The 21467-nt window shown below is 64.4% G+C and carries 15 protein-coding genes and 1 other RNA gene; 3 read left to right on the forward strand and 13 right to left on the reverse strand.

What is annotated here, in order from left to right:
- Nucleotides 1-34: 34 nt before the first annotated feature.
- The 6 genes from accA to ACXAF3_RS10625 form a co-directional block, all read right to left on the reverse strand.
- On the reverse strand, nucleotides 35-991 hold the full coding sequence (gene accA / locus ACXAF3_RS10600) for an acetyl-CoA carboxylase carboxyl transferase subunit alpha (RefSeq protein WP_475112267.1): 957 nt from the start codon (nucleotides 989-991) through the stop codon (nucleotides 35-37).
- 133 nt (nucleotides 992-1124) lie between these two features.
- Nucleotides 1125-4646, reverse strand: coding sequence for a DNA polymerase III subunit alpha (gene dnaE / locus ACXAF3_RS10605; RefSeq protein ID WP_475112268.1), 3522 nt, complete (start codon nucleotides 4644-4646; stop codon nucleotides 1125-1127).
- A 131-nt stretch (nucleotides 4647-4777) separates the two neighbouring features.
- Nucleotides 4778-4993: a DUF1289 domain-containing protein gene (locus ACXAF3_RS10610; protein WP_475112269.1), complete on the reverse strand. Its 216-nt coding sequence runs from the start codon at nucleotides 4991-4993 to the stop codon at nucleotides 4778-4780.
- A complete protein-coding gene (locus ACXAF3_RS10615; protein ID WP_475112270.1) occupies nucleotides 4975-5523 on the reverse strand; it encodes a gamma carbonic anhydrase family protein in 549 nt (182 codons plus the stop codon). The genes ACXAF3_RS10610 and ACXAF3_RS10615 overlap by 19 nt, the downstream gene beginning before the upstream one ends.
- 113 nt (nucleotides 5524-5636) lie before the next feature.
- A complete protein-coding gene (locus ACXAF3_RS10620) occupies nucleotides 5637-6137 on the reverse strand; it encodes a methylated-DNA--[protein]-cysteine S-methyltransferase (protein ID WP_475112271.1) in 501 nt (166 codons plus the stop codon).
- Complete coding sequence (locus ACXAF3_RS10625) at nucleotides 6134-7588, reverse strand: DNA-3-methyladenine glycosylase 2 family protein (protein ID WP_475112272.1); 1455 nt, start codon at nucleotides 7586-7588, stop codon at nucleotides 6134-6136. The genes ACXAF3_RS10620 and ACXAF3_RS10625 overlap by 4 nt, the downstream gene beginning before the upstream one ends.
- Nucleotides 7589-8181: 593 nt before the next feature.
- Here ACXAF3_RS10625 and ACXAF3_RS10630 point away from each other — a divergent pair.
- Nucleotides 8182-10533: a thrombospondin type 3 repeat-containing protein gene (locus ACXAF3_RS10630; protein WP_475112273.1), complete on the forward strand. Its 2352-nt coding sequence runs from the start codon at nucleotides 8182-8184 to the stop codon at nucleotides 10531-10533.
- Between the two features lie 267 nt (nucleotides 10534-10800).
- Here the strand turns inward: ACXAF3_RS10630 and ACXAF3_RS10635 are convergent, their stop codons facing one another.
- From ACXAF3_RS10635 to ACXAF3_RS10655, 5 genes are all read right to left on the reverse strand, one after another.
- Nucleotides 10801-12510: a dipeptidyl-peptidase 3 family protein gene (locus ACXAF3_RS10635; RefSeq protein ID WP_475112274.1), complete on the reverse strand. Its 1710-nt coding sequence runs from the start codon at nucleotides 12508-12510 to the stop codon at nucleotides 10801-10803.
- 132 nt (nucleotides 12511-12642) lie between these two features.
- On the reverse strand, nucleotides 12643-14439 hold the full coding sequence (locus ACXAF3_RS10640) for an ABCB family ABC transporter ATP-binding protein/permease (protein ID WP_475112275.1): 1797 nt from the start codon (nucleotides 14437-14439) through the stop codon (nucleotides 12643-12645).
- A gap of 112 nt (nucleotides 14440-14551) precedes the next feature.
- Nucleotides 14552-15106, reverse strand: a complete 555-nt coding sequence (locus ACXAF3_RS10645; RefSeq protein ID WP_475112276.1) for an NUDIX hydrolase — start codon at nucleotides 15104-15106, stop codon at nucleotides 14552-14554.
- A 185-nt stretch (nucleotides 15107-15291) separates the two neighbouring features.
- A complete protein-coding gene (locus ACXAF3_RS10650) occupies nucleotides 15292-18438 on the reverse strand; it encodes an efflux RND transporter permease subunit (RefSeq protein ID WP_475112277.1) in 3147 nt (1048 codons plus the stop codon).
- A 33-nt stretch (nucleotides 18439-18471) separates the two neighbouring features.
- Complete coding sequence (locus ACXAF3_RS10655; RefSeq protein ID WP_475112278.1) at nucleotides 18472-19728, reverse strand: efflux RND transporter periplasmic adaptor subunit; 1257 nt, start codon at nucleotides 19726-19728, stop codon at nucleotides 18472-18474.
- 102 nt (nucleotides 19729-19830) lie between these two features.
- On the opposite strand from ACXAF3_RS10655, the gene ACXAF3_RS10660 reads away from it, so the two are divergent.
- Both ACXAF3_RS10660 and ACXAF3_RS10665 read left to right on the forward strand, forming a co-directional pair.
- Nucleotides 19831-20370, forward strand: coding sequence for an NUDIX hydrolase (locus ACXAF3_RS10660; protein ID WP_475112279.1), 540 nt, complete (start codon nucleotides 19831-19833; stop codon nucleotides 20368-20370).
- A 41-nt stretch (nucleotides 20371-20411) separates the two neighbouring features.
- Complete coding sequence (locus ACXAF3_RS10665) at nucleotides 20412-20942, forward strand: DUF4124 domain-containing protein (RefSeq protein WP_475112280.1); 531 nt, start codon at nucleotides 20412-20414, stop codon at nucleotides 20940-20942.
- Nucleotides 20943-20950: 8 nt separating this feature from the next.
- Here ACXAF3_RS10665 and ACXAF3_RS10670 read toward each other — a convergent pair whose 3' ends face one another.
- A complete protein-coding gene (locus tag ACXAF3_RS10670) occupies nucleotides 20951-21280 on the reverse strand; it encodes a YqfO family protein (RefSeq protein ID WP_475112281.1) in 330 nt (109 codons plus the stop codon).
- 99 nt (nucleotides 21281-21379) lie between these two features.
- A non-coding RNA gene (locus ACXAF3_RS10675) (sX9 sRNA) lies at nucleotides 21380-21450 on the reverse strand.
- Nucleotides 21451-21467 lie beyond the last annotated feature (17 nt).

Below are 21467 nucleotides of genomic sequence, written 5' to 3' on the forward strand. Positions count from 1 at the left end.
TGCGCGACTTCTCCTATCCCGCGCAGATCGGGAATCAAGAAGCGATATTGCCGTAGCTCATCAGGCGCTGGTAGCGCTTTTCCAGCAGCTCGTCGATGGGCACATTGCGCAGCCGATCCAACTGCGCGCTGAGGCGCTCTTTCAGACGCGCGGCCATGGTGTCCGGGTCGCGGTGGGCGCCGCCAAGGGGCTCCGGAATTGTCTCGTCGACGATACCCAGCTCCTCCAATACGCCGGAGGTCACACCCATGGCTTCGGCCGCCAGCGGCGCCTTCTCCACGGTCTTCCAGATAATGTTGGCGCAGCCCTCCGGGGAGATCACGAAGTAGGTGGAGTACTGCAGCATATTCAGCTGGTCGCCGACGCCGATCGCCAGCGCGCCGCCGGAGGAGCCCTCGCCGATCACGGTGCAGATGATCGGCGTGCGCAGGCGCGACATCACCGCCAGGTTCTGGGCGATGGCCTCGCTGATGCCGCGCTCCTCGCTATCGATGCCCGGGTAGGCCCCGGGGGTGTCGATCAGGGTCAGCACCGGCATCTTGAAGCGCTCGGCCATCTCCATGATACGCAGCGCCTTGCGGTAGCCCTCGGGCTTCGGCATGCCGAAGTTGCGCGCGACCTTTTCGTTCACCGAGCGCCCCTTCTCCTCGCCGATCACCGCCACCGGCACGCCGTCGAGGCGCGCGATACCGGCGATGATGGCCTTGTCGTCGCCGAAGTGGCGGTCGCCGTGCAGCTCGTCCCAGTCGGTGAAGATGCGCTCGATATAGTCCTTCGAATAGGGGCGCTGCGGGTGGCGCGCCACCTGCACCACCTGCCAGGGGGACAGATTCGAGTAGATGGACTCGGTCAGGCTCTTGCTCTTCTCGCGCAGGCGGGCCACCTCGTCGGCGATGTTCAGGTCGACATCGTCGCCCACATGCTGCAGCTCTTTGATCTTGCTCTCCAGCTCGGCAATCGGCTGTTCAAATTCGAGAAAATTGAAGTTCATGAAATCCGCGCCCTGAATTCTGTTCTTAAGCCGGGAGCGCCTAGCCCCGGCTCGGCTTGCGGACCACAGGCCCGCCCCACGATTAAAATGGCGGCTAGCTTACCTAGATAGAACTGGCTAGTCGAGCCCGCCGTCAACGGTTCCGCTCAGTGTAGTTGAGTGTCACCCGCTCTCTACCGAGCAGTTCACGCAGCGACTGAACCATCTGGTCGTTCGGCTCCACCTTCCACTGCGGCGGCAGCCGGTAGATACCGCGGGCGTCGCTGCGCACCACCTCCAGCCTGACCTCGCAATTGCCGCCGGTGTACGGCTGCAGGCTGGCGGCCAGGCGCTTGACCAGATCCGGCGTCGCCGCGGCGCTGTCCAGTTGCAGGCACACGCCGTTCACGCTGCGCTGGCGCAGCTCGTCCAGGGTGGAGACCCCGTTGACGGTCATCTTCAGGCCGCCGCTGTAGTCGTCGTGGGCCACGGGCCCCTCCAGCACCAGCAGCGCATCCTTGGCCAGCTTCTCGCGGTGTTCGCCAAAGGCCTCACTGAATACCGCCGCCTCTATGCGGCCGCTGCGGTCGTCCAGAGTCACTATGGCCATGGAATCGCCGCGCTTGGTCTTCATGACCCGCATCGCCACCACCAGGCCGGCCACCTTCTGGCTCTCCTTGCCCGGCTTCAGGTCGGCGATGCGCGCCTTGACCAGATGTTTGAGCTCGTCCTCGTATTCGTCGATCGGATGGCCGGTCAGATACAGACCGAGGGTGTTCTTCTCGCCCTCGAGGCGCTCGCGGATACTCCACGGGCGGGTGCGGCGGAATTCCGCGTAGACGTCGCCGTCGGATGCCCGGGGCACCACCTCGCCGAACAGGTCCATCATGCCGGCGCTGGCGTTGGCGGCCTGCTGCTCGGCGGCCTTGACCGCTTCGTCCAGCGCGCCCCACAGCACAGCGCGGGAATAGTTCAGGCCGTCGGCGCCGGAGGCCTCGGGGCCGATGCTGTCCAGGGCGCCGGAGCGCACCAGCGCCTCCAGCGCGCGCTTGTTGACCTTGCGCGGATCGATTCTGGAACAGAAGTCGAACAGGTCGGTAAAGGGCCCGCCCTCTTTGCGCACCGCGATAATGTTCTCGATCGGGCCCTCGCCCAGGCCTTTGATAGCACCGAGGCCGTAGATGATGCGGTTGTCCACATCCACCGAGAACTGGTAGCTGCCCAGGTTCACATCCGGCGGCACCAGCACCAGATCCATGGCCCGGCACTCTTCGATAAAGGTCACCACCTTGTCGGTCTTGTCCATGTCCGAGGACATGGTGGCGGCCATAAACTGCGCCGGGTAGTGGGCCTTGAGCCAGGCGGTCTGGTAGGACACCAGCGCATAGGCGGCGGAGTGGGATTTGTTGAAGCCGTAGCCGGCGAACTTCTCCACCAGGTCGAAGATCTTGATCGCCAGCTCCGGGTCCACGCCCTGCTTCTTGGCCCCCTCTTCGAAGATGGCGCGCTGCTTGGCCATCTCCTCCGGCTTCTTTTTGCCCATGGCGCGGCGCAGCAGGTCGGCGCCGCCGAGGGTGTAGCCGGCCAGCTCCTGGGCGATCTGCATTACCTGCTCCTGGTAGACGATGACCCCGTAGGTGGGCTCCAGGATGGGCTTCAGCTTCTCGTGCTGGTACTTGGCGTCCGGGTAGGCCACCTGGGCGCGGCCGTGCTTGCGGTTGATGAAGTCGTCCACCATGCCCGACTGCAGCGGGCCGGGGCGGAACAGGGCCACCAGCGCGATCATGTCCTCGAGGTTGTCCGGCTGCAGGCGCTTGATCAGATCCTTCATGCCGCGGGATTCCAGCTGGAACACCGCGGTGGTCTCGGCCTTCTTCAACATCTGGAAGGTCTTTTCGTCGTCCAGCGGCAGCGCGGCTATGTCGAGTGGCTCTTTGCCCTCGCGCGCGCGCTGCTCGTTCACCATGCGCTTGGCCCAGTCGATGATGGTCAGGGTGCGCAGGCCGAGGAAGTCGAACTTCACCAGGCCGGCGTCCTCGACGTCGTTCTTGTCGAACTGGGTCACCAGGCCCGCACCCGTCTCGTCGCAGTACAGCGGCGCGAAGTCGGTCAGTTTGGTGGGCGCTATCACCACGCCGCCGGCGTGCTTGCCGACGTTTCTGGCCACGCCCTCCAGCTGCAGGGCCATCTCCCAGATTTCCTGGGCCTCCTCGTCGTTCTCGAGGAATTCCCGCAGCACCTCCTCCTGCTCGTACGCCTTCTGCAGGGTCATGCCCACATCCGGCGGGATCATCTTGGACAGCTTGTCGGCCAGGCCGTAGGACTTGCCCTGCACCCGCGCCACGTCGCGCACCACCGCCTTGGCGGCCATGGTGCCGAAGGTGATGATCTGGCTCACCGCCTGGCGGCCGTAGTTGTCGGCCACATAGCCGATCACCCGGTCGCGCTTCTCCATGCAGAAGTCGACGTCGAAGTCGGGCATCGAGACCCGCTCCGGGTTCAGGAAGCGCTCGAACAGCAGGTCGTACTGCAGCGGATCGAGATCGGTAATATCCAGCGAGTAGGCCACCAGCGAGCCGGCACCGGAACCCCGCCCCGGGCCCACCGGGATATCGTGGTCCTTGGCCCACTGGATAAAGTCCATCACGATCAGGAAGTAGCCGGGGAAGCCCATCTGGATGATGATGTCGAGCTCGAAGCGCAGGCGGTCCTCATAGACCTTGCGGCGCTCGGCGTAGTCCGGCGCGGACTTGTCGAGAATCTTCTCCAGGCGCCGCTCCAGGCCCTCGAAGGAGACCTTCTCGAAGAACTGGTCCTCGGTCATGCCCTCGGGAATCGGGTACTCGGGCAGGAAGTACTTGCCCAGCTGTATCGGCGCCGAGCAGCGTTTGGCGATCTCGACGGTGTTGTGCAGCGCTTCGGGGATATCCGCAAACAGCTTCCACATCTCCTCTGGGGTGCGGAAATACTGCTGCGCCGAGTAACGGCGCTCGCGCCTGGGGTCGTCCAGGGTGCGACCGTCGTGGATGCAGACGCGCACCTCGTGGGCCTCGAACTCGCTCTCCTCGAGGAAGCGCACATCGTTGGTGGCCACCACCGGCAGCCCCAGCTGCTGTGCCAGGTTCACCGCCGCGTGCAGGTACTCCTCGTCACCGGGGCGGCCGGTGCGCTGCAGCTCCAGATAGTAGCGGCCGGGGAATATATCCGACCACTCGCGGGCCAGCTCCTCCGCCTGCGCCCGGCGCCCGGCGATCAACGCGCGCCCGACATCACCGTACTTGGCGCCGGACAGCATCAGCACGCCTTGGCTGTATTCCCTGATCCACTCCCGTTTCACATAGGCGTTGCCGTGGTATTGCCCCTCCATCCAGGCGCGCGAGATCAGTTCGGTGATATTGCGGTAGCCATCGCCGTTCATCGCGTACAGCGTGATCAGGGTCGGATTGTCCTCGCCGCCCTCGCTGAGCCAGAAATCGGCGCCGGTCACCGGCTTGATGCCGGCGCCGAGGCAGGCCTTGTAGAACTTGATCTGGCCGTAGAAGTTGGTCTGGTCGGTCAGCGCCAGCGCCGGCATCTGCAACTCTTGCGCGCGCGCGACCAGCGGCTTGATGCGCACCAGGCCGTCGATCAGTGAGAATTCGGAGTGGACTCTTAGATGGACAAAGGGTTGGGTCATGTCTTTTCGTATTCTGTTACAGGCCTAGGCCCGAGTGCCCTGTAGCGGGCTTTCGGGCGCCTCTGCTGTCGGGGCTTCACATCGGCCTTAGAGGCTGGCCGACCTGTGTGGCTTCAAATCTTGTTTCGCTGTTACCAGATGCGGCCCATCCGCCGCGCGCGCTCGGTGCAGCGCTTTAACACTGCACGGCGCTCGTCATTGCTCATGGTGCCCCAGCGGCTGATCTCCATACCACTGCGGAAACAGCCCTCGCAGATATCCTCCGCATTCAGCGCGCAGATGGACACACAGGGGGACCTGACCGGTTTCTCCACCGGTCCCGCGGTTTTTACGGCGTTTTCTGACATTGTGCTTCTGAAACCGGAAGCAGCTGTTCGGCAAAGCGCTTGCCGTTGGCCGCGTAATGGTCGCTGCTGGCCTTCAGCAGTTCGAAGGTGGATTCGTCGAGGGTTTTGACAACCCTGCCGGGGCTGCCCAACACCATCGAATAGTCGGGGATCTCGGTATTCTCGGTGACCAGCGCATTGGCGCCGATAATGCAGCACTTGCCAATCCTGGCCCCGTTCAGCACCACCGCATTGATACCGATCAGGCTGTAGTCGCCGACGCTGCAACCGTGCAGCATCGCCTTGTGGCCGATGGTGACACCGGTACCGATAGTGAGCGGGATGCCCGGATCCGTGTGCAGCACGGAGCCATCCTGCACATTACTGTACTCGCCAACCGTAATCAGGTCGCAGTCGCCGCGCACCACCGCGTTGAACCAGACGGAGCTGTGACTAAGCAGTCGCACATTGCCGATCACCTGGGCGCCGGGCGCTATGTAGTGGCCCTCGCCTTCCAGTTGTGGCTGTTTGTCGCCCAGTTTGTACAGCATTTGGTCTCCGGCTCGGTTGCGATCGAGCCGGTTATTATCCCGCTCAGAAGCCGTTGTGGCTAGCGGAGGGATATTGCGCTTTTCACCCCGCCCACCGTCCCGCAGAGGCCTGCCTACAACAGCTCCGCCTGCTGCACGAAGCGGGCCCCCTCGAGCGTCAGAAGGCGGGCCTTGATATCCAGGCCCCCGGCGTAGCCGGTCAGGCTGCCGTCGGCGCCGATCACCCGGTGGCAGGGGATCACCACGGCTATGGGGTTGGCGCCGTTGGCCCGCGCCACGGCGCGGATCGCCTTCAGGTTGCCGAGCGATTCCGCCTGCTGGCGGTAGCTGCGGGTCTCGCCGTAGGGGATGCGCAGCAACGCGTCCCAGACACGGCGCTGGAAGTCGGTGCCGCGGGGAGCGAGGGGCAGGTCGAACTCCCGCCTTTCGCCGGCGAAGTACTCCTTCAGTTGCCGGGCGGCCAGATCGGTCAGCGCCGACGCCCCCCGCTGCCAGTCGGGATCAATGCGCATCGGGCGCTCGCCGCGGTGAAATTCCAGCGCCACCAGCCCCTGCGTATCCGCCGCTATGCCCACCTCGCCGAAGCAAGTGCCGTAGATTTCATAGTTGATCATTGTCCGTCTCCTTTCAGCGACTGCCACAACAGCAGCGCGCCGTAGGCCCGCCACGGGCGCCAGTTTTCCGCCCGCGCCAGCGCCTGTTTCGGTTTCGCCTTCTCACCGTTACTGCCGAGCGCCTGCAATATGCCGAGATCCGATGCCGGAAACGCATCCGGCATCGACAGGCCGCGCATCGCGATGTACTGCGCCGTCCAATCACCGATACCCGGCAGCGCAGTGACCTGCCTACACCATTCGTCCAGGTCTGCCGCTTCGAAATTGACCCGCCCGTCCAGGACGGCGGCGACGAACTCCCGCAGCGTCTGCGCCCGCGCCCGGGTCAGGCCGAGCCCGCTGAAATCCACCCCGGCCAGTTGCTCGGCATTCGGGAACAACCGGTGTGCCCGGCCTTCGCCATCGGTGAAGGACTCCCCATAGCGGGCCACCAGGCGGCCGGCGATGGTGGTGGCGGCAGCGACGGAGATCTGCTGGCCGAGTATCGCGCGCAGGGCGTACTCGAACGGGTCCCAGGCGCCGGGCAAGCGCAGACCCGGGGAGCGTTTCAGCTGTTCCGCCAGCAGCGGATCCCTCGCCAGCACCGAAGCGATTTCCTCGCTATCCGCATCCAGGTCGAACAGCCGCCGCAGGCGCTGGTTCAGCAGGTAGAGGCTCGCACCGCCGCCCTCGCCGCGGATCTCCACCACCAGGCGGCTCCGCTGCGGCTGGTTGCGCACGCTGAGCAGGCCGCGGAACTGCTCCAGCGCGAAGCTGCGCCGGTAGCTATCGCCATCCACCTGCTCTATCCCCGCCAGCGCTCGGGCAGCGAGAAATTCGAGCAGCCGCGACCAATCCAGCGGCGGGCGGTAATCCAGATACAGGCGAATCACCGGCCCCCCGGTACCCGCGGCGCCCACCTCTCGCCGCACCTCCGACGGGGTGCGCTGGTAGATCTGCCTGAAGACAGCGTTGAAACGCCGCAGGCTGTTGAAACCGGCTTCATAGGCAATTTCGGACACCGGCAGATCCGTGTCCCGCAACAGGCCGAATGCGAACAGCGCCCGCTCCGCCTGCCACACCGCCAGCGGCCCTACACCCAGGTGCTCGGCAAACAGGCGCCGCAGGTAGCGGCTGCTGACGCCGAGGCGCGCCGCCAGTGTCTCCACGGATTGCGCCTCGCGCTCGCTGCGCATCAGTTTCAATGCCCGCTGCACGGTGGTGGATACCAGCCCCCAGGCCGGGCTGCCCGGCGCCGCGTCCGGGCGGCAGCGCAGGCAGGGGCGGTAGCCGGCGTTCGCGGCTTCGGCGGCGGTCGCGTAGTAGGTCACATTGCGCTCCAGCGGCGGTCGCGCGGGGCAGATGGGGCGGCAGAAGACGCCGGTGGTCTTTACCGCGGTGAAGAAACGGCCATCGAAACGCCGGTCGCGGGCGAGACGCGCACTGGAGCAGATTGTCGGGTCGAGTCGCACGGCGTTCTCCTGTGTCTGGCCGCCAGTGTAGGGGCGCCGCGCAATCCGTACTAGTCATATTCGGAACTGACACGCGAGGGCACACCCCGCCGCAGCGCCGTCTAAAGACAACTATTGTTTCATGTCCTCGCGGCTACAAACACTGCGCCGCCGCCCGCGGCAACACAAATGGTCCTTAAGTTCGCTTAATCCGTGCAAACTCAAACAGTTTGATGCCAACTCTTAGATCTTTGTCACATTTTGAGTTAGAAACAGCTGACGGATAAGTATTAAAAGCGTTGCGCGACCTATGCGCGACAGGGATATCCGCAAGGGCCTCTTCTGTTATCAACACCGGTCCTTATCAGCCCGGCAAAGAAATCGACAGGCGGGTTGATGCGGCACTGGGATATGTCGCCGCCGGCCGCAAGCCGGCGCGAGCGACTGTGGAATAGATGGGCCCCTATTTCACTGGTGGATCAATAGCAGGGAAGCGGGAGCGTGGATTGGCGGCGGGCGGATAATTTCCGCAACGACACCGGCCACGCGGTATCGGCGACACCTCTCCTCTCTGGCACATAACAAAAAGGAATTTGTTTCCAGGGAGTCCATTCATGCGTTTTTTTCCTGTTTTTTTGCTCGCCCTCGCCGCACTCGCTTTGACCGCCTGCAGCGCCGACACCAAGCGGGGCAAATGGGGCACAAGTGATGCGGCACTGGCCAGCGCCCCCACAACCACCGCAGATGCCGACGGCGACGGCGTGGCCGACAGCGACGACAACTGCATCAATACCGCCAATGCCGACCAGGCGGATCTCGACAAGGACGGGGCCGGCGACGCCTGCGACAGCGACGACGACGGCGACCGCATCCCGGACAGCAGCGACAACTGTCCCGCACTCGACAACCGGGATCAGGCCGACGGCGATGGCGACGGGCTCGGCAACGCCTGCGACGAAGATATGGACGGCGATGGCGTCGACAACGACTCCGACAACTGTCCCGCCAGCGCCAACACCGAACAGGGCGATCTCGACGCCGATGACACCGGCGACGCCTGCGACAACGACCGGGACGGCGACGGGGTGACCGACAGCCTCGACAACTGCCCGCAAACCGCCAACCCGGATCAGGCCGACCAGGACAGTGACAACACCGGCGACGCCTGCGACGCGGACAGCGACACCGACGGCGACGGGCTCGACGACGGCGCGGACAACTGCCCCACCGACGCCAACCCATCCCAGTCAGACGTCGATGGCGACGGCCACGGCGATGCCTGCGACGGCGACGACGACGGCGACGGCACCGGCGACGACGGCGACAACTGCCCGCTGACCGCCAACGGCGATCAGGCGGATCAGGATGGCGACGGTCGCGGCGACGCCTGCGACAGCGACCGGGATGGCGACGGCGTGGAAAACGGCAGCGACAACTGCCCGCAGAGCGCCAACGCCGATCAGGCGGACACCGACGGCGACGGGCTCGGCGATGCCTGTGACGACCTGACCGACAGCGACGGTGACGGCGTCGAAGACGCGAGCGACAACTGCCCGCACCACTCCAACGCCGCCCAGGCCGACACCGACGGTGACCGCATAGGAGACGCCTGTGACGACCTGACCGACAGCGACGGCGACGGCATTGAAGACGCCGCCGACAACTGTCCGCTGGCGGCCAACGGCGGGCAACAGGACAGCGACGGCGACAACCTCGGCGACGCCTGTGACGACGACGATGACAACGACGGCATCGGCGACGGCGGCGACAACTGCCCCTTCACCGCCAATGCGGATCAGGGCGACCTGGACAGCGATGGCGCAGGCGATGCCTGCGACGACGATCGCGATGGCGACGGCACTCCCGACGACAGCGATGACTGCCCCCTGGACCCCGGCGACAGCTGCGATCAGGGTGACAGTGACGGCGACGGCGTCGACAACGGCGAAGACAACTGCCCCGCCGAAGCCAACCCGGACCAGGCCGACCTGGACGGAGACGGAACCGGCAACGCCTGCGACGACGACTGGGATGGTGACGGCAACACAAATGAGAACGACAACTGCCCGATGACCGCCAACGCGGACCAACTCGATACGGACGACGATGGTATCGGCGATGCCTGCGACGACGATCTTGACGGCGACGGTGTGGACGACGGCGTCGACAATTGCCCGCTGGTGCCCAACCCCACCCAGCAGGACAGCGACGGAGACGGCATCGGCAACGCCTGCGACGAGGATCAGGACGGCGACGGGGTGCTAGAGGAGGATGACAACTGCCCGACTACCCCCAATCCGGAGCAGCTCGATTCCGACCAGGACGGCTTCGGCGACAGCTGCGATGCGGATGTCGACAATGACGATATCGACAATGATGCCGACAACTGTCCGCAGACCGCGAATCCCGATCAGGCGGATTCCGACAACGACGGCGTCGGGGATGCGTGCGACTACGACAACGCGCCCTCCTGCTCGCTGTTCGGTGATCTGCAGCCGCTGATTACCAGCAACGCAAAGCTGGACCACGGCATAACAGAGCCCTGCAGCGGCTGTTCCGTGACCGGTGTCGGGCGGGTAATCAACGGCGTACTGACCGATGCCGCCCGCATAGAGGTGAGCGCGGGCGCCGGTGGAAACGCCTATATCCAGATCACCAGCAAGTCTCTGCGCAGCGGGCGCAACCTGATCGGATTCCTGGTGGAGCGGCCTTCCTCGCTGATCGACCTGATCTACCTGGATACCGTTACCGTCAGCACCCTGTTAAACGGTGTCCCGACGGGCGAAAGCGCAACGGGTATCGCGCTGGTGCCCTTCAAGATCAATGGCGCCTTCAGACACCGGCTGCTCCTGGTTGCCACGCGGCGGGACTTCAACCAGGTGCGCCTCACCCTGGGCAGCCTGCCGACGGAGAACAACAGGCTGGATATCTACCTCGCGTGCACGCTGCCGCTGCACCGCCGCTAAAAAAATAAACCCGGCTCAGGCCGGGTTTCAGTGTATTGATAGCCCCTCTTGTCGTTCTAGGCGGGGGCCGTGGCGGCAAAGCACCAGGACGGGTATTTCGAAACGCTGTAAATACGTCCCTGTACGCTCCGTCGGCGACATCCCTGTCGCCGACGGTTCGAAATACCCGTCCTGGCACTTTGCCTTCGATTCCAACTGACGAACTTTGTCAGCAAACACAAACCCGGTGCAGGCCGGGCTTGTTTTTTAGCGGAAGATGAACTGGAGCTACTTCAGGCCCAGCACTTCCTTGCCCTGAATAAAGGTCACATCCACCGGGATATCCGCTTCCGCCAGGCGATTCAGATCCGCCTGCAGCTCGGCGCCGATCACGCCCTTGCTCTCCAGCAGCGCCTTCGCCTTCTCGTAGTTGCCGTCCCCCTGAATGGTCAGAATCAGGTTGGACAGTTCGGCCATGGCTTTTTGCATCTTGTCGAAATCGACACTGTACTGGCCGGTCTTTTCGTCGCGGGTAAAGGCGCCCTGCTCCTTGAAGAAGTTGAAGCGCATCATATTCGCCTTGCCGTGGGCGCTGGCGGCGCCGAAGCGCACGCTGCGGAAGATGCTGGCGAGGAAGGTGACATAGTTGTCCATCAGCTCACCGTCTTCGAGCTCGCCCTTCTCGTGCAGCTTGGTGACCATATACAGGCCGAGGATATCCGCCTTGCCCTCTTCCAGCGCAGACGAGGTCTCCTTCAGCGCCTGACGCACATTGGTGCCGTCGGTGACCGTCTTCTTGATGCCGAGGCCGTGCGCCACTTCGTGGAACATGGTGTTGGCGAAGAAGGCCGGGAAGGTGATGTGCTTGCGCTGATCCTCTGCGATCAGCACCTCGCTGATCGGCACCAGTATCTTGTCGAACTTGGCGCGCATCGCGTTTTTCAGCTGCAGGCGGCGGGTGCCCTTGGCCAGCTGCACCTCCTCGTCGTTAGGCAGGTTGATGGCGATGGTCTTGGAGCCCGCGTTGCTGTGACCGGCGTAGAAGAGCACGTCGTAGGCGTTCAGATCGGAGTCGGTGCCCGGCACTTCCGCCTTGTACTTGTCGTCCACCGGCAGGCCGCGCTGCAGCTCCGGCAGGAAGGCGGCGAATTTGGCCAGCTTTTCGCTCCACTCCTTGTCCTTCAGCAGCACATAGGATTCATAGGCGGTGCGGTAGGCGAACAGCTGGTCTTCGTAGTTTTCGATCGGGCCGATCACCACGTCGATCTCGTTGTTCTTCATGTCCATCCAGGCCATGTCGCTGGGGCGGAAGTCGTCGCTGAGCAGCGCGTCGGCGCGCATGCGCAGATAGCCGCCAAACTCCTCGTCCTCGGCCAGCTTGGCGGCCTCGCGCAGAATCTCCGCGGCGCGGGTCAGGTCCGCCTTGTAGGCCTCGCTGTACGGGATCAGCTCCAGTTCACCCTTGTCGTTGCGGCGCACCAGGGAGTAGAGGCCGTCTTTTCCGGGCTGGTCCCAGGCTTCGAATTCGGCCTTGGTCATATCCGCCGGATAGAAATTCGCACCCAGGGGCTTGGGGCCGTAGCCTTCGATAAACGGCTTGTTGTCGTTCAGGCGGTCCCAGGGACCGTAGTTGATCTTGGCGAATTCGCGCTTGCGGCTGTCCTCGATACTGGACAGCAGATCTTCCGCCGGGCCGTAGGACTGCAGCCAGAAAAGGCGGTCCATAATCTGGCTGGCGTCGATCAACAGGCCGATCATCTGGCGCTGATTGTCGGTCAGGTCCGACAGATCCGCGTTCAGCTCGACGGGCACATAGATATCAAAGCGCGTGCTGGCGTCTTCCAGCGGCTGGTCCGCCGGCGCGGGCACCGTCTGCGATTCTACGATCTGGGCTTCGGCCTCGGCCCGTTCGGTGGTCTCGGCCTGCTTGTCGCGGGGTGAGCAACCGCTCACCAGTGCCAGCGCCAGCAGTGCGGCGGCGATCTTTGTCGGTTTCATCGGAATTGCCATAGGAATTTCTGCCTATCGTTATACTTGCTCCGGCGCCACATTAGATGGCCGCGGAACAATTATCAAGGCGGGGGTGGCACGACCGCTGGATGGGCACGTCGCTGCGCTCCCTTGCCCATCCTACACAGGCTCGGCGGATCGCTCCTGCTGCTGCATCCGCCACAGGGCCGCATAGTGCCCTCCCTGCGCCAGCAGTTCGGCGTGGGAACCGCGCTCGACGATGCGGCCCTGCTCCATTACCAGGATCACATCCGCATCCACCACCGTGGAAAGCCGGTGGGCGATTACCAGCGTGGTCTGCTCGCGGGCTATCTCCTGTAGCGACTGCAGGATACTGCGCTCGGACTTGCTGTCGAGGGACGAGGTGGCCTCGTCGAACACCATGATCGGCGGCTTCTTGAGCAGGGCGCGGGCTATGGCCACGCGCTGCTTTTCGCCGCCGGAGAGCTTCAGGCCGCGCTCGCCCACCACCGTGTGCACGCCCTCCGGCAGCTGCTGCACGAACTCGTACAGATGCGCGTGGCGGATGGCCTGCATCACCTCGTCGTCGCTGGCGTCCACGCGGCCGTAGCGCACGTTTTCCAGGATCGACTGGTTGAACAGCACCGCATCCTGCGGCACCACGCCGATGGCGCGGCGCAGGGATTCCTGGCTGACACTGCGGATGTCCTGGCCGTCGATCAGGATGCAGCCGGCGGAAACGTCGTAGAAGCGGAACAGCAGCTTGAACAGCGTCGACTTGCCCGCGCCGCTGGCGCCGACGATGGCGACCTTCTGCCGCGGCGCCACCACAAAGCTGACGCCCCTGAGAATCTCGCGATCCTCGCGGTAGCCGAAGTGCACCCGATCGAGTTCGATGCGCCCCTCCCGCACCTCCAGCTCCGCCGCATCGGCAGGGTCCCGCACCGCCGGCTGCACCGTCAGCAGCGAGAACATCTTCTCGATATTGGCCAGCGCGCCTTTCATTTCCCGGTAGACGAAGCCGAGGAAATTGAGCGGAATAAAGATCTGCATCATAAAGGCGTTGATCAGCACGAAGTCGCCGATGGTCATCTGCCCCCTGGTGACGCCGACCGCGGCCAGGATCATGGCGCCGCACATGGCGGCGGCGATAATCAGCGCCTGGCCGGCATTGAGGCCGAACAGCGACAGGCGGTTCTTGCGCCGCGCCTGCTCCCACAACGCCAGCTCGCGGTCGTAGTGATCCGCCTCGTGCCGCTCGTTGCCGAAATACTTGACCGTCTCGTAATTCAGCAGGCTGTCCACCGCGCGGCTGCTGCTCTGGGACTCCGCCTGGTTCAGTTCGCGCACGAAGCGCGTGCGCCACTCGGTCGCCACCACGGAAAAACCGATATAGATCACCACCGCACCCAGCACCAGCAGCGCAAACGAAACGCTGTAATTCCACCACAAGAGTCCGGCCACCATCGCGATTTCCACCAGCGTCGGCACTATGTTGAAGACCATAAAGCGCATCAGGAAACCGATGCCGGCGTTGCCGCGCTCGATATCCCGCGACAGGCCGCCGGTGCGGCGGTTCAGGTGGAAATCCATATCCAGCCTGTGCAGGTGCTGAAATACCTCCAGGCCCACGCGGCGCTGGGCGCGCTCGGTCACGCGGCCGAAAATGGTATCGCGCAGCTCGCCGAACAGTGTGCTGGAAAAGCGCACCGCGCCGTAGGCGAGCAGCAGGCCCAGCGGCAGCGCGACCGCCTGGGCCGCGCCGCCGGCCGCGTCCAGATCGTCGACGATATGCTTGAGGATAAACGGCAGGCCGACACCGGCCAGCTTGGCGCCCACCAGGCACAGCAGCGCAAAAAATACCGCGCGCCTGAACTCCAACAGATAGGGAAACAGGGTTTTCAGTGCGCCCCAGTGGACTTCGTCCAGGGCGACGGTGGATTTGGGTCTGGGCATGGCGAGGCTCGGGAAAAATCGGCGATAGTATAGCGCCCCCGCTGTCGCGCGCGGCGCAGGAATTGCAGGGGCGAACCTCGGTTTTTTGGAGAAAGCTCGCAGCCGTCTGCGTTTAGCTCAGCGCCCGCAGCGGCACATCGTCGCGGCGACCGATCGGGGCGCCGAGGATCTTGACCAGAAACTCGGTCAATACACCAGCGGTAAAGCCCCAGATCTCATAGCCGCGATACAGGTAGGCGGGCAGATAGACGGCGCGCCTGTCGATGGTAATCCGGTCCGTGCGGATACGCGGATCGCCCAGAAAAAAAGACAGGGGCACGCGGAAAACGGCGTCCAGTTCGCCGGGATTCGGCCTGAGCGGAATCTGCGGGGAGATCACCCCCAGCCAGGGCGTCACGTGTACCTGCCAGCGGGTGCTGCGCGGCCACAGGGGGCCGAGCATGCGCACCTGGTCCGCGGGCAGGCCGATTTCCTCCTCCGCCTCGCGCAGCGCGGTGTATTCCAGCGACGGGTCGGTGTCGTCCCAGCGACCACCGGGCAGCGACACCTCGCCGGAGTGGGTGGACAGGTTGGCGGAGCGCTTGGTCAGCACCACCTGCGGATCCGGCTCGTCGGTCAGGGCCAGCAGCACCGCCGCGTGCCCCTGCAGATTCGGGCCTCTAGGCACTCTTCCCTGCAAATCAGCACGCAATTGGGAAATTTTCTCTTCAATATTCGCCAGCATAAAAACCTGTCTCGATGTCTCGCGGTTGTGCACGCGACACAGATCCCATCATACACAATCCGGGCGCCCGCGCCGATAGATCACTCTTTGAGCGATTCGCACCCGATCCGCCCCGCGCCGGGTCGGCGCTACTCGGCCGATTCCAGTGCCGGCTTGTGGCCGCCCTTGACTCTCTCGCGCAGTCCCTGCACCAGCGCGTAGTAGACCGGCACCAGCAGCGTCGCGAACAGGCTCGCCGCCAGCATACCGCCGAACACCGCGAGCCCCAGAGACACCCGGCTCACCGCACCGGCGCCAGTGGCCACAAGCAGCGGCAGCACGCCGAGAATAAACGACATGGCGGTCATCAGCACCGCGCGGAAGCGCAGGCGCGTGGCGCTGACTGCGGCCTCGACGATCGGCTTGCCCCTGTCCCGTTCCACCGACGCGAACTCTGTGATCAGTATCGCGCTCTTGGCCGCCATGCCGATCAGCAGTACCAGGCCGATCTGGGTGTAGAGGTTGTTGATCGAGCCGGTCACCCAGACCGCGAACATGGCGCCACCGATCGCGATGGGCACGCACAGGATCACCGCCAGCGGAATACTCCAGCTCTCGTATTGCGCCACCAGGAACAGGTAGACGAACACCACCGCCAGGGAGAACAGAATCGGCGCCATATTGCCGGAACTGATTTCCTGCAGGCTGGATCCGGTCCATTCGTAGCCGTAGCCCTCCGGCAGCTGCGCGGCCAGCTGCGCCATGGTGTTCATCGCCTGGCCGCTGGAATAACCCGGCGCCGGCGTGCCGTTGATGGTGACGCTGTTATACAGGTTATAGCGGGTGATGTTCTGCGGTGCGACCATCGGCGTTATTTCCGCCACCGAGGTCACCGGTACCAGACCGCCGCTCTTGGCGCGCACATAGAAACCGGCCAGATCCTCCTCCTTGTCGCGGAACTGGGCGTCCGCCTGCACCATGACCTTGAACACCTTGCCGTACAGATTGAAGTCGTTGATGTAGTAGCCGCCGAGCAGCGTCTGCAGCGTTGAGTAGACCTCCGGCAGCGGCACGCCGAGTACATGGGCCTTGTCCTTGTTCAGGACCAGCTGCAGCTGCGGCGTGCTGGCCTGGAAGCTGGTAAAGGCCTGGGCAATCTGCGGGCTCTGGTTGGCGGCACCGAGCAGGCCGTACATCACCTGTGCCAGCTCGGCGGAGCTGCGCCCCTGCAGGTCCTCGAGCACAAACTCGAAACCGCCCACGGTGCCGATACCGGGCAGCGGTGGAATCGCGAAGGCCATCACCTGGGCGTTCTGAATCTCCGCGAATTTCTTCTGCACCCGCGCCATGATCGCGAACTGGTGATCCTCCTTCGCGGTGCGCTCCTCCCAGGGTTTCAAAATGGCGAACATCATCGCCGCGTTGGAGGCGACGCTGCCGGAGAGCATGTTATACCCGGGCACGCCGGTCACATGGGCCATGCCCGGTTCCTGCAGCAAAATATCGGTTACCTGCTCCACCACCGGGCCGGTCCTCTCCAGAGAGGAGCCGTCCGGCAGCTGCACGTGCAGCATAAAGGTGCCCTGGTCCTCATCGGGAATAAACCCGGTGGGCACATGGGTAAACAGCCAGTAGCAGAGCAGGAACAGGCCGGCGATGGACGCGATACCGAGCAGGGGGACACCCACCCAGAAGCGCACCAGCCCCATATAGAAATGGGTCGCCCGATGCAGGATCCTGTTGAAGAGACCGAAGACGCCGCTTTCCTTGACCCCAGCCACCTCGCCGCCCGCCCCCGCTTTCAACACACTGGCGCAGAGCGCCGGGCTCAGAGTCAGCGCATTGATGGACGAGATGATGACCGCAAAGGAAATGGTCATCGCGAACTGCTGGTACATCTTTCCGGTCAGCCCCGGCATCAGCATCACCGGCACGAAAACCGCCAGCAGCACCAGGGTGGTCGCGATCACCGGGCCGGTCACCTCGCGCATGGATTCCAGCGCCGCCTCCTTCGGTTGCAGCCCCTCCCCCATCAGCCGCTGCGTGTTCTCCACCACGATGATCGCGTCGTCCACGACGATACCGATGGCCAGGATCAATGCGAACAGCGTAATGGTGTTGATGGTCATGCCCAGCGCCAGCATCAGCGCGAAGGTGCCGATCAGGGACACGGGTATCGCGATGGCCGGCACCAGTGTCGAGCGCCAGTCCTGCAGGAACACGAACACCACCGCGATCACCAGAAGCAGTGCGACGATCAGCGTCTCAACCACCTCCCGCATCGAGGCCTCGACGAACAGGGTGGTGTCATAGAGCACACCGGCCTCCAGGTCGTCCGGGAAGCGCTCGGAGAGCTGCGCCACCTTGGCCTTGATCCCTTCGGCCACCTGAAGCGCGTTGGCATCCGGCAGCTGGTAGATGCCGATCACCGCCGCCGGCTCGTTGTCCAGCTGGCCGTAGGCGGCGTAGGACTGGCTGCCCAGCTCCACCCGCGCCACATCCTTGACTTTCACCATGGCCCCATCCGGCTTGGCGCGGATGGTGATATCGCCGAACTCCTGCGCATCGACCAGGCGCCCCTGTGCGATGATGTTGTACTGGAACTGCTGGTCCTTCTGGATCGGCGGCGATCCCAACTGGCCCGCGGCCACCTGCAGGTTCTGCGACTGCACCGCGCCGATCACATCGCTGGTGGTGACATCCAGCGACGCCATACGGTCCGGGTTGAGCCAGATCCGCATCGCGTAGGCGCGCGAGCCGAATATCGTCACGTTGCTGACACCGGGTATCCGCGCCAGCTCGTCTTTCAGATAGACCTCCGCATAGTTGTTCAGGAACAGATCGTCGAAAGTCCCGCCGGGGGAAAACAGGTTGACCACCAGCAGCAGGGTGTTGGACTGTTTTTTGACCGTGACGCCGTTGCGCTTGACGTCTTCCGGCAGCGACGGCATCGCCTGCTCGACCCGGTTCTGAACATTGACCTGCGCTATGTCGTCGTCGATCCCGGACTTGAAGGTGACCGTCAGGCTGTAAGAGCCATCGTTGCCACTGGTGGAGGACATGTAATCCATGCCCTCCACGCCGTTGATCTGGGACTCGATCGGCACCGCCACACTGTCGCGCATCACCTCGGCGCTGGCGCCGGTATAGCTGGTGGTCACGCTGATGGTCGCCGGAGTGATTTCCGGGAACTGGGCCACCGGCAACAGCGGCATGGACAGGAGCCCCGCCAGCGTAATTAATATCGAGATGACGAAGGCGAAGCGCGGCCGCCGGATACAGAAGGCGCTGATCATGGACGCACCGCACCGCCTGGCCGGCGGGAGAGATTACTTGCTGTCATCCCGCGCCCCACCATACCGCGGTCCGTCATCCGCACCGGAACCCCCGTCGCGGCCGTCAGCGGCGCTGACCGGCGGCTCACCCTCCGCCGGTGGCGGCTCCGGTGCCGACGAATCATAGGGATTGCGCGGCGTGTTCTGCGGCGTTACCGGCTTGTCCGCCACCACCCGCTGCAGGCCGTTGACGATCACCGTCTCGCCGGCCTCAAGCCCCTTGTGCACCGCCCACAACTCGCCCTCGCGCTGCCCCAGCGTCAGGTAGCGTTTCACCGCCACATTGCCCTCGCCCAGCACATAGACATAGCGCCCCTGCATGTCCTCCATGACCGCGGACTGCGGCACCAGCGGCCTGATCGCGTCGGCGCCGCTGAACACCCGTATCGAGATGCGCGCATACTGCCCCTGCACCAGCAGCTGGTCCGGATTCGGGAAGCGCGCGCGCACCGCGACGGAGCCGGTGTTCGGGTCTATCTGGTTGTCGACGAATACGATGGTGCCGCGGTGGGGGTAGAAGGTGCCGTCCGGCTGCTCGATGCGGATGTCGCGCCGCACCGGGGCCATGCCCCGCTCGCGGCGCCGCTGTTGCTCCACCTGAACGGAGAAGAGCCGGTCCTCCGGCACTTCGAACAGCACATAGATGGGGTCCATCTTGACGATGGTGGTGAGCGGCTCCGACTGAGGGCCGACCAGCGAGCCCTCGGTGTACTCGGTGCGGCCGATGCGGCCGCTCAGCGGCGCAAAGATCTCCGTGTAGGAGAGGTTCAGCTCGGCGCTCTCCACATCCGCCTGCGCCGCCTCGACGCGGGACTTCGCCTCCTCGAAATTCCCCATCAACTCGTCCATCTGCACCTGGCTGATGGCGCCGCTGGCCACCAACTGGCGCCCGCGGCGGTAGTTGCGTTCCGCCACCCGCAGCGCCGCCTCCATCTGGTGCAGATTGGCGCGCTGGTTGTCCAGCGCGGCGAGAAACGGGCGCGGGTCTATTTCGAACAACAGCTGGCCTTTTTCCACCATATCGCCCTCGGTGAAATGGCGGCTCTGGATATAGCCCTCCACCCGCGGGCGCACCTTGTACTCATCGGTGGCCTCGACCCTGCCGACATATTCATAGCGGGGAATGACCGGCTGCTCCCTGACCGACAGCACCTCCACCGGCGGCGGCGGTGGCGCCGACGGCTCGCCGCCTTTGTCCCCGCAGGCGACCAGCACAAACAGCGACAGCCCGAACACAAGAAAACGCGCCATGGCAGTACAACCATTGCCCTTCGCAAAGCCACTCCTTTATCAACTATAGGCACGGCTCAAGGGCGCGCTGGCGCTCGGGGCCACCGCGGGTATACTGGCGCGATGAAATTCTGCAGTCACTGCGGCAGCGATGCCGTCACTTTTTCCATTCCCGAAGGCGACGACCGCCCGCGCCACCTGTGCGGCAGCTGCGGCGCCATCCACTACATCAATCCGCGTGTGATCGTCGGCACCCTGCCCTATCTCGACGACCGGGTGCTGCTGTGCAAGCGCGCCATAGAACCGCGCCTGGGCCTGTGGACCCTGCCGGCCGGTTTTATGGAAAACGGCGAGACCAGCGAGGAGGGTGCACTGCGCGAATCCTGGGAGGAGGCGCGGGCCAATCTGCGCGTGGACGACCTCTATACCGTCTACGACATTCCGCATATCAACCAGGTCTACCTGATGTACCGCGGCGAGCTGACCGACACCGATTTCGGCCCGGGGCCGGAGTCGCTCGAGGTGGAACTCTTCCGCGAGGAGGAGATCCCGTGGGACGAGATCGCCTTCCCGATCATGCGGCAGACGCTGGTGCACTATTTCGAGGACCGCAAGGCGGGCCGCTTTCCGCTGCACCGCGGCGTGATTCAGCGCAAGCTGTGAGCGGGCAAGGCCCGCACGAAAATTAAAGAGAGGGAATTCTTGTGAAATACATCAGCCTGCTGATCACGCTGCTGCTGGTCGGCGCGGGCCTGCCGATGCTTCTGCCGGGACCGGACGGCGAGCCGATCATGTCGCCCCGCGACTGGCTGCCGGCGGAGCAGACCCTGCACGGCGTAAAACAGCAGTCGGAGAGCATCTGGCGGGTACTCGAGTCCGGGGGGCGGGCATCCGGGGAGCGGCTCTCGGATCTGACCACATCGGGCGGCGAAGCGCCTAAGAAGCAGGGGAACAGTGTCTACAAGTGGCGGGACGCGGATGGCAACTGGCACTTCTCGGACAAGGTGCCCGAGGGCCGCGAGCGCGAGGTACAGCGGCACCAAATCAGGCCACTGAACACACTGCCGGCGCTGGAAACCGAGCCGACCGAAGCCGTTGGCGGCACTGAGCCCGAGGTGATAGCCCCGCCGTTACCGACGACCATTTCCACAGAGCGGATACCGCAGCTGATCGAGGACGCCAAAGCGCTGCAGGAGCGGGCCATAGAGAGGCAGCGGGCCCTCGACGAACTGTAGGCGCAGGGCTATTTTTTGTCCGGGCTGCAGCGCTCGTCCAGCCGCCACAGATCGAAGGCCGGCTCCTCGTAGGGGTGGGCCTGTCGCAGCGCCGCCAGGACCGCGTCCACGCGTTCGTCGGCACACACCATCTCCACCCGGTATTCCGCCACCCGCTCCACCTCGCCGGCCTGGCCGATAAACGGCTGGCTGCCCTCCAGCGGGCGGAACTGCCCCGTGCCCAACACCTGCCAGCAACAGCAGTCGTAGTCGCCGATGCGCCCGGCGCCGGCGGCGAACAGGGCCCGCTTGACCGGCTCCAGGTGGGATTCGGGAATATAGACGCAGAGTTTGTACACAGTTTCTCCTCGCCCCTTGTAGGAGCGGCCCACGGCCGCGATCAGGGTTCAGCGTATTTCCGGATATCGATCGCGGCCATGGGCCGCTCCTACATAAATGGTTACCGTAGCGAGCGGGTGACTGGTGGTGGCCGCCGGAGCGGAGGCACCGCAGTGTACAAGTAGTACATGGGGATGCCGAGCACCG

It is taken from the genome of Microbulbifer sp. ABF4_143 (assembly GCF_056160225.1).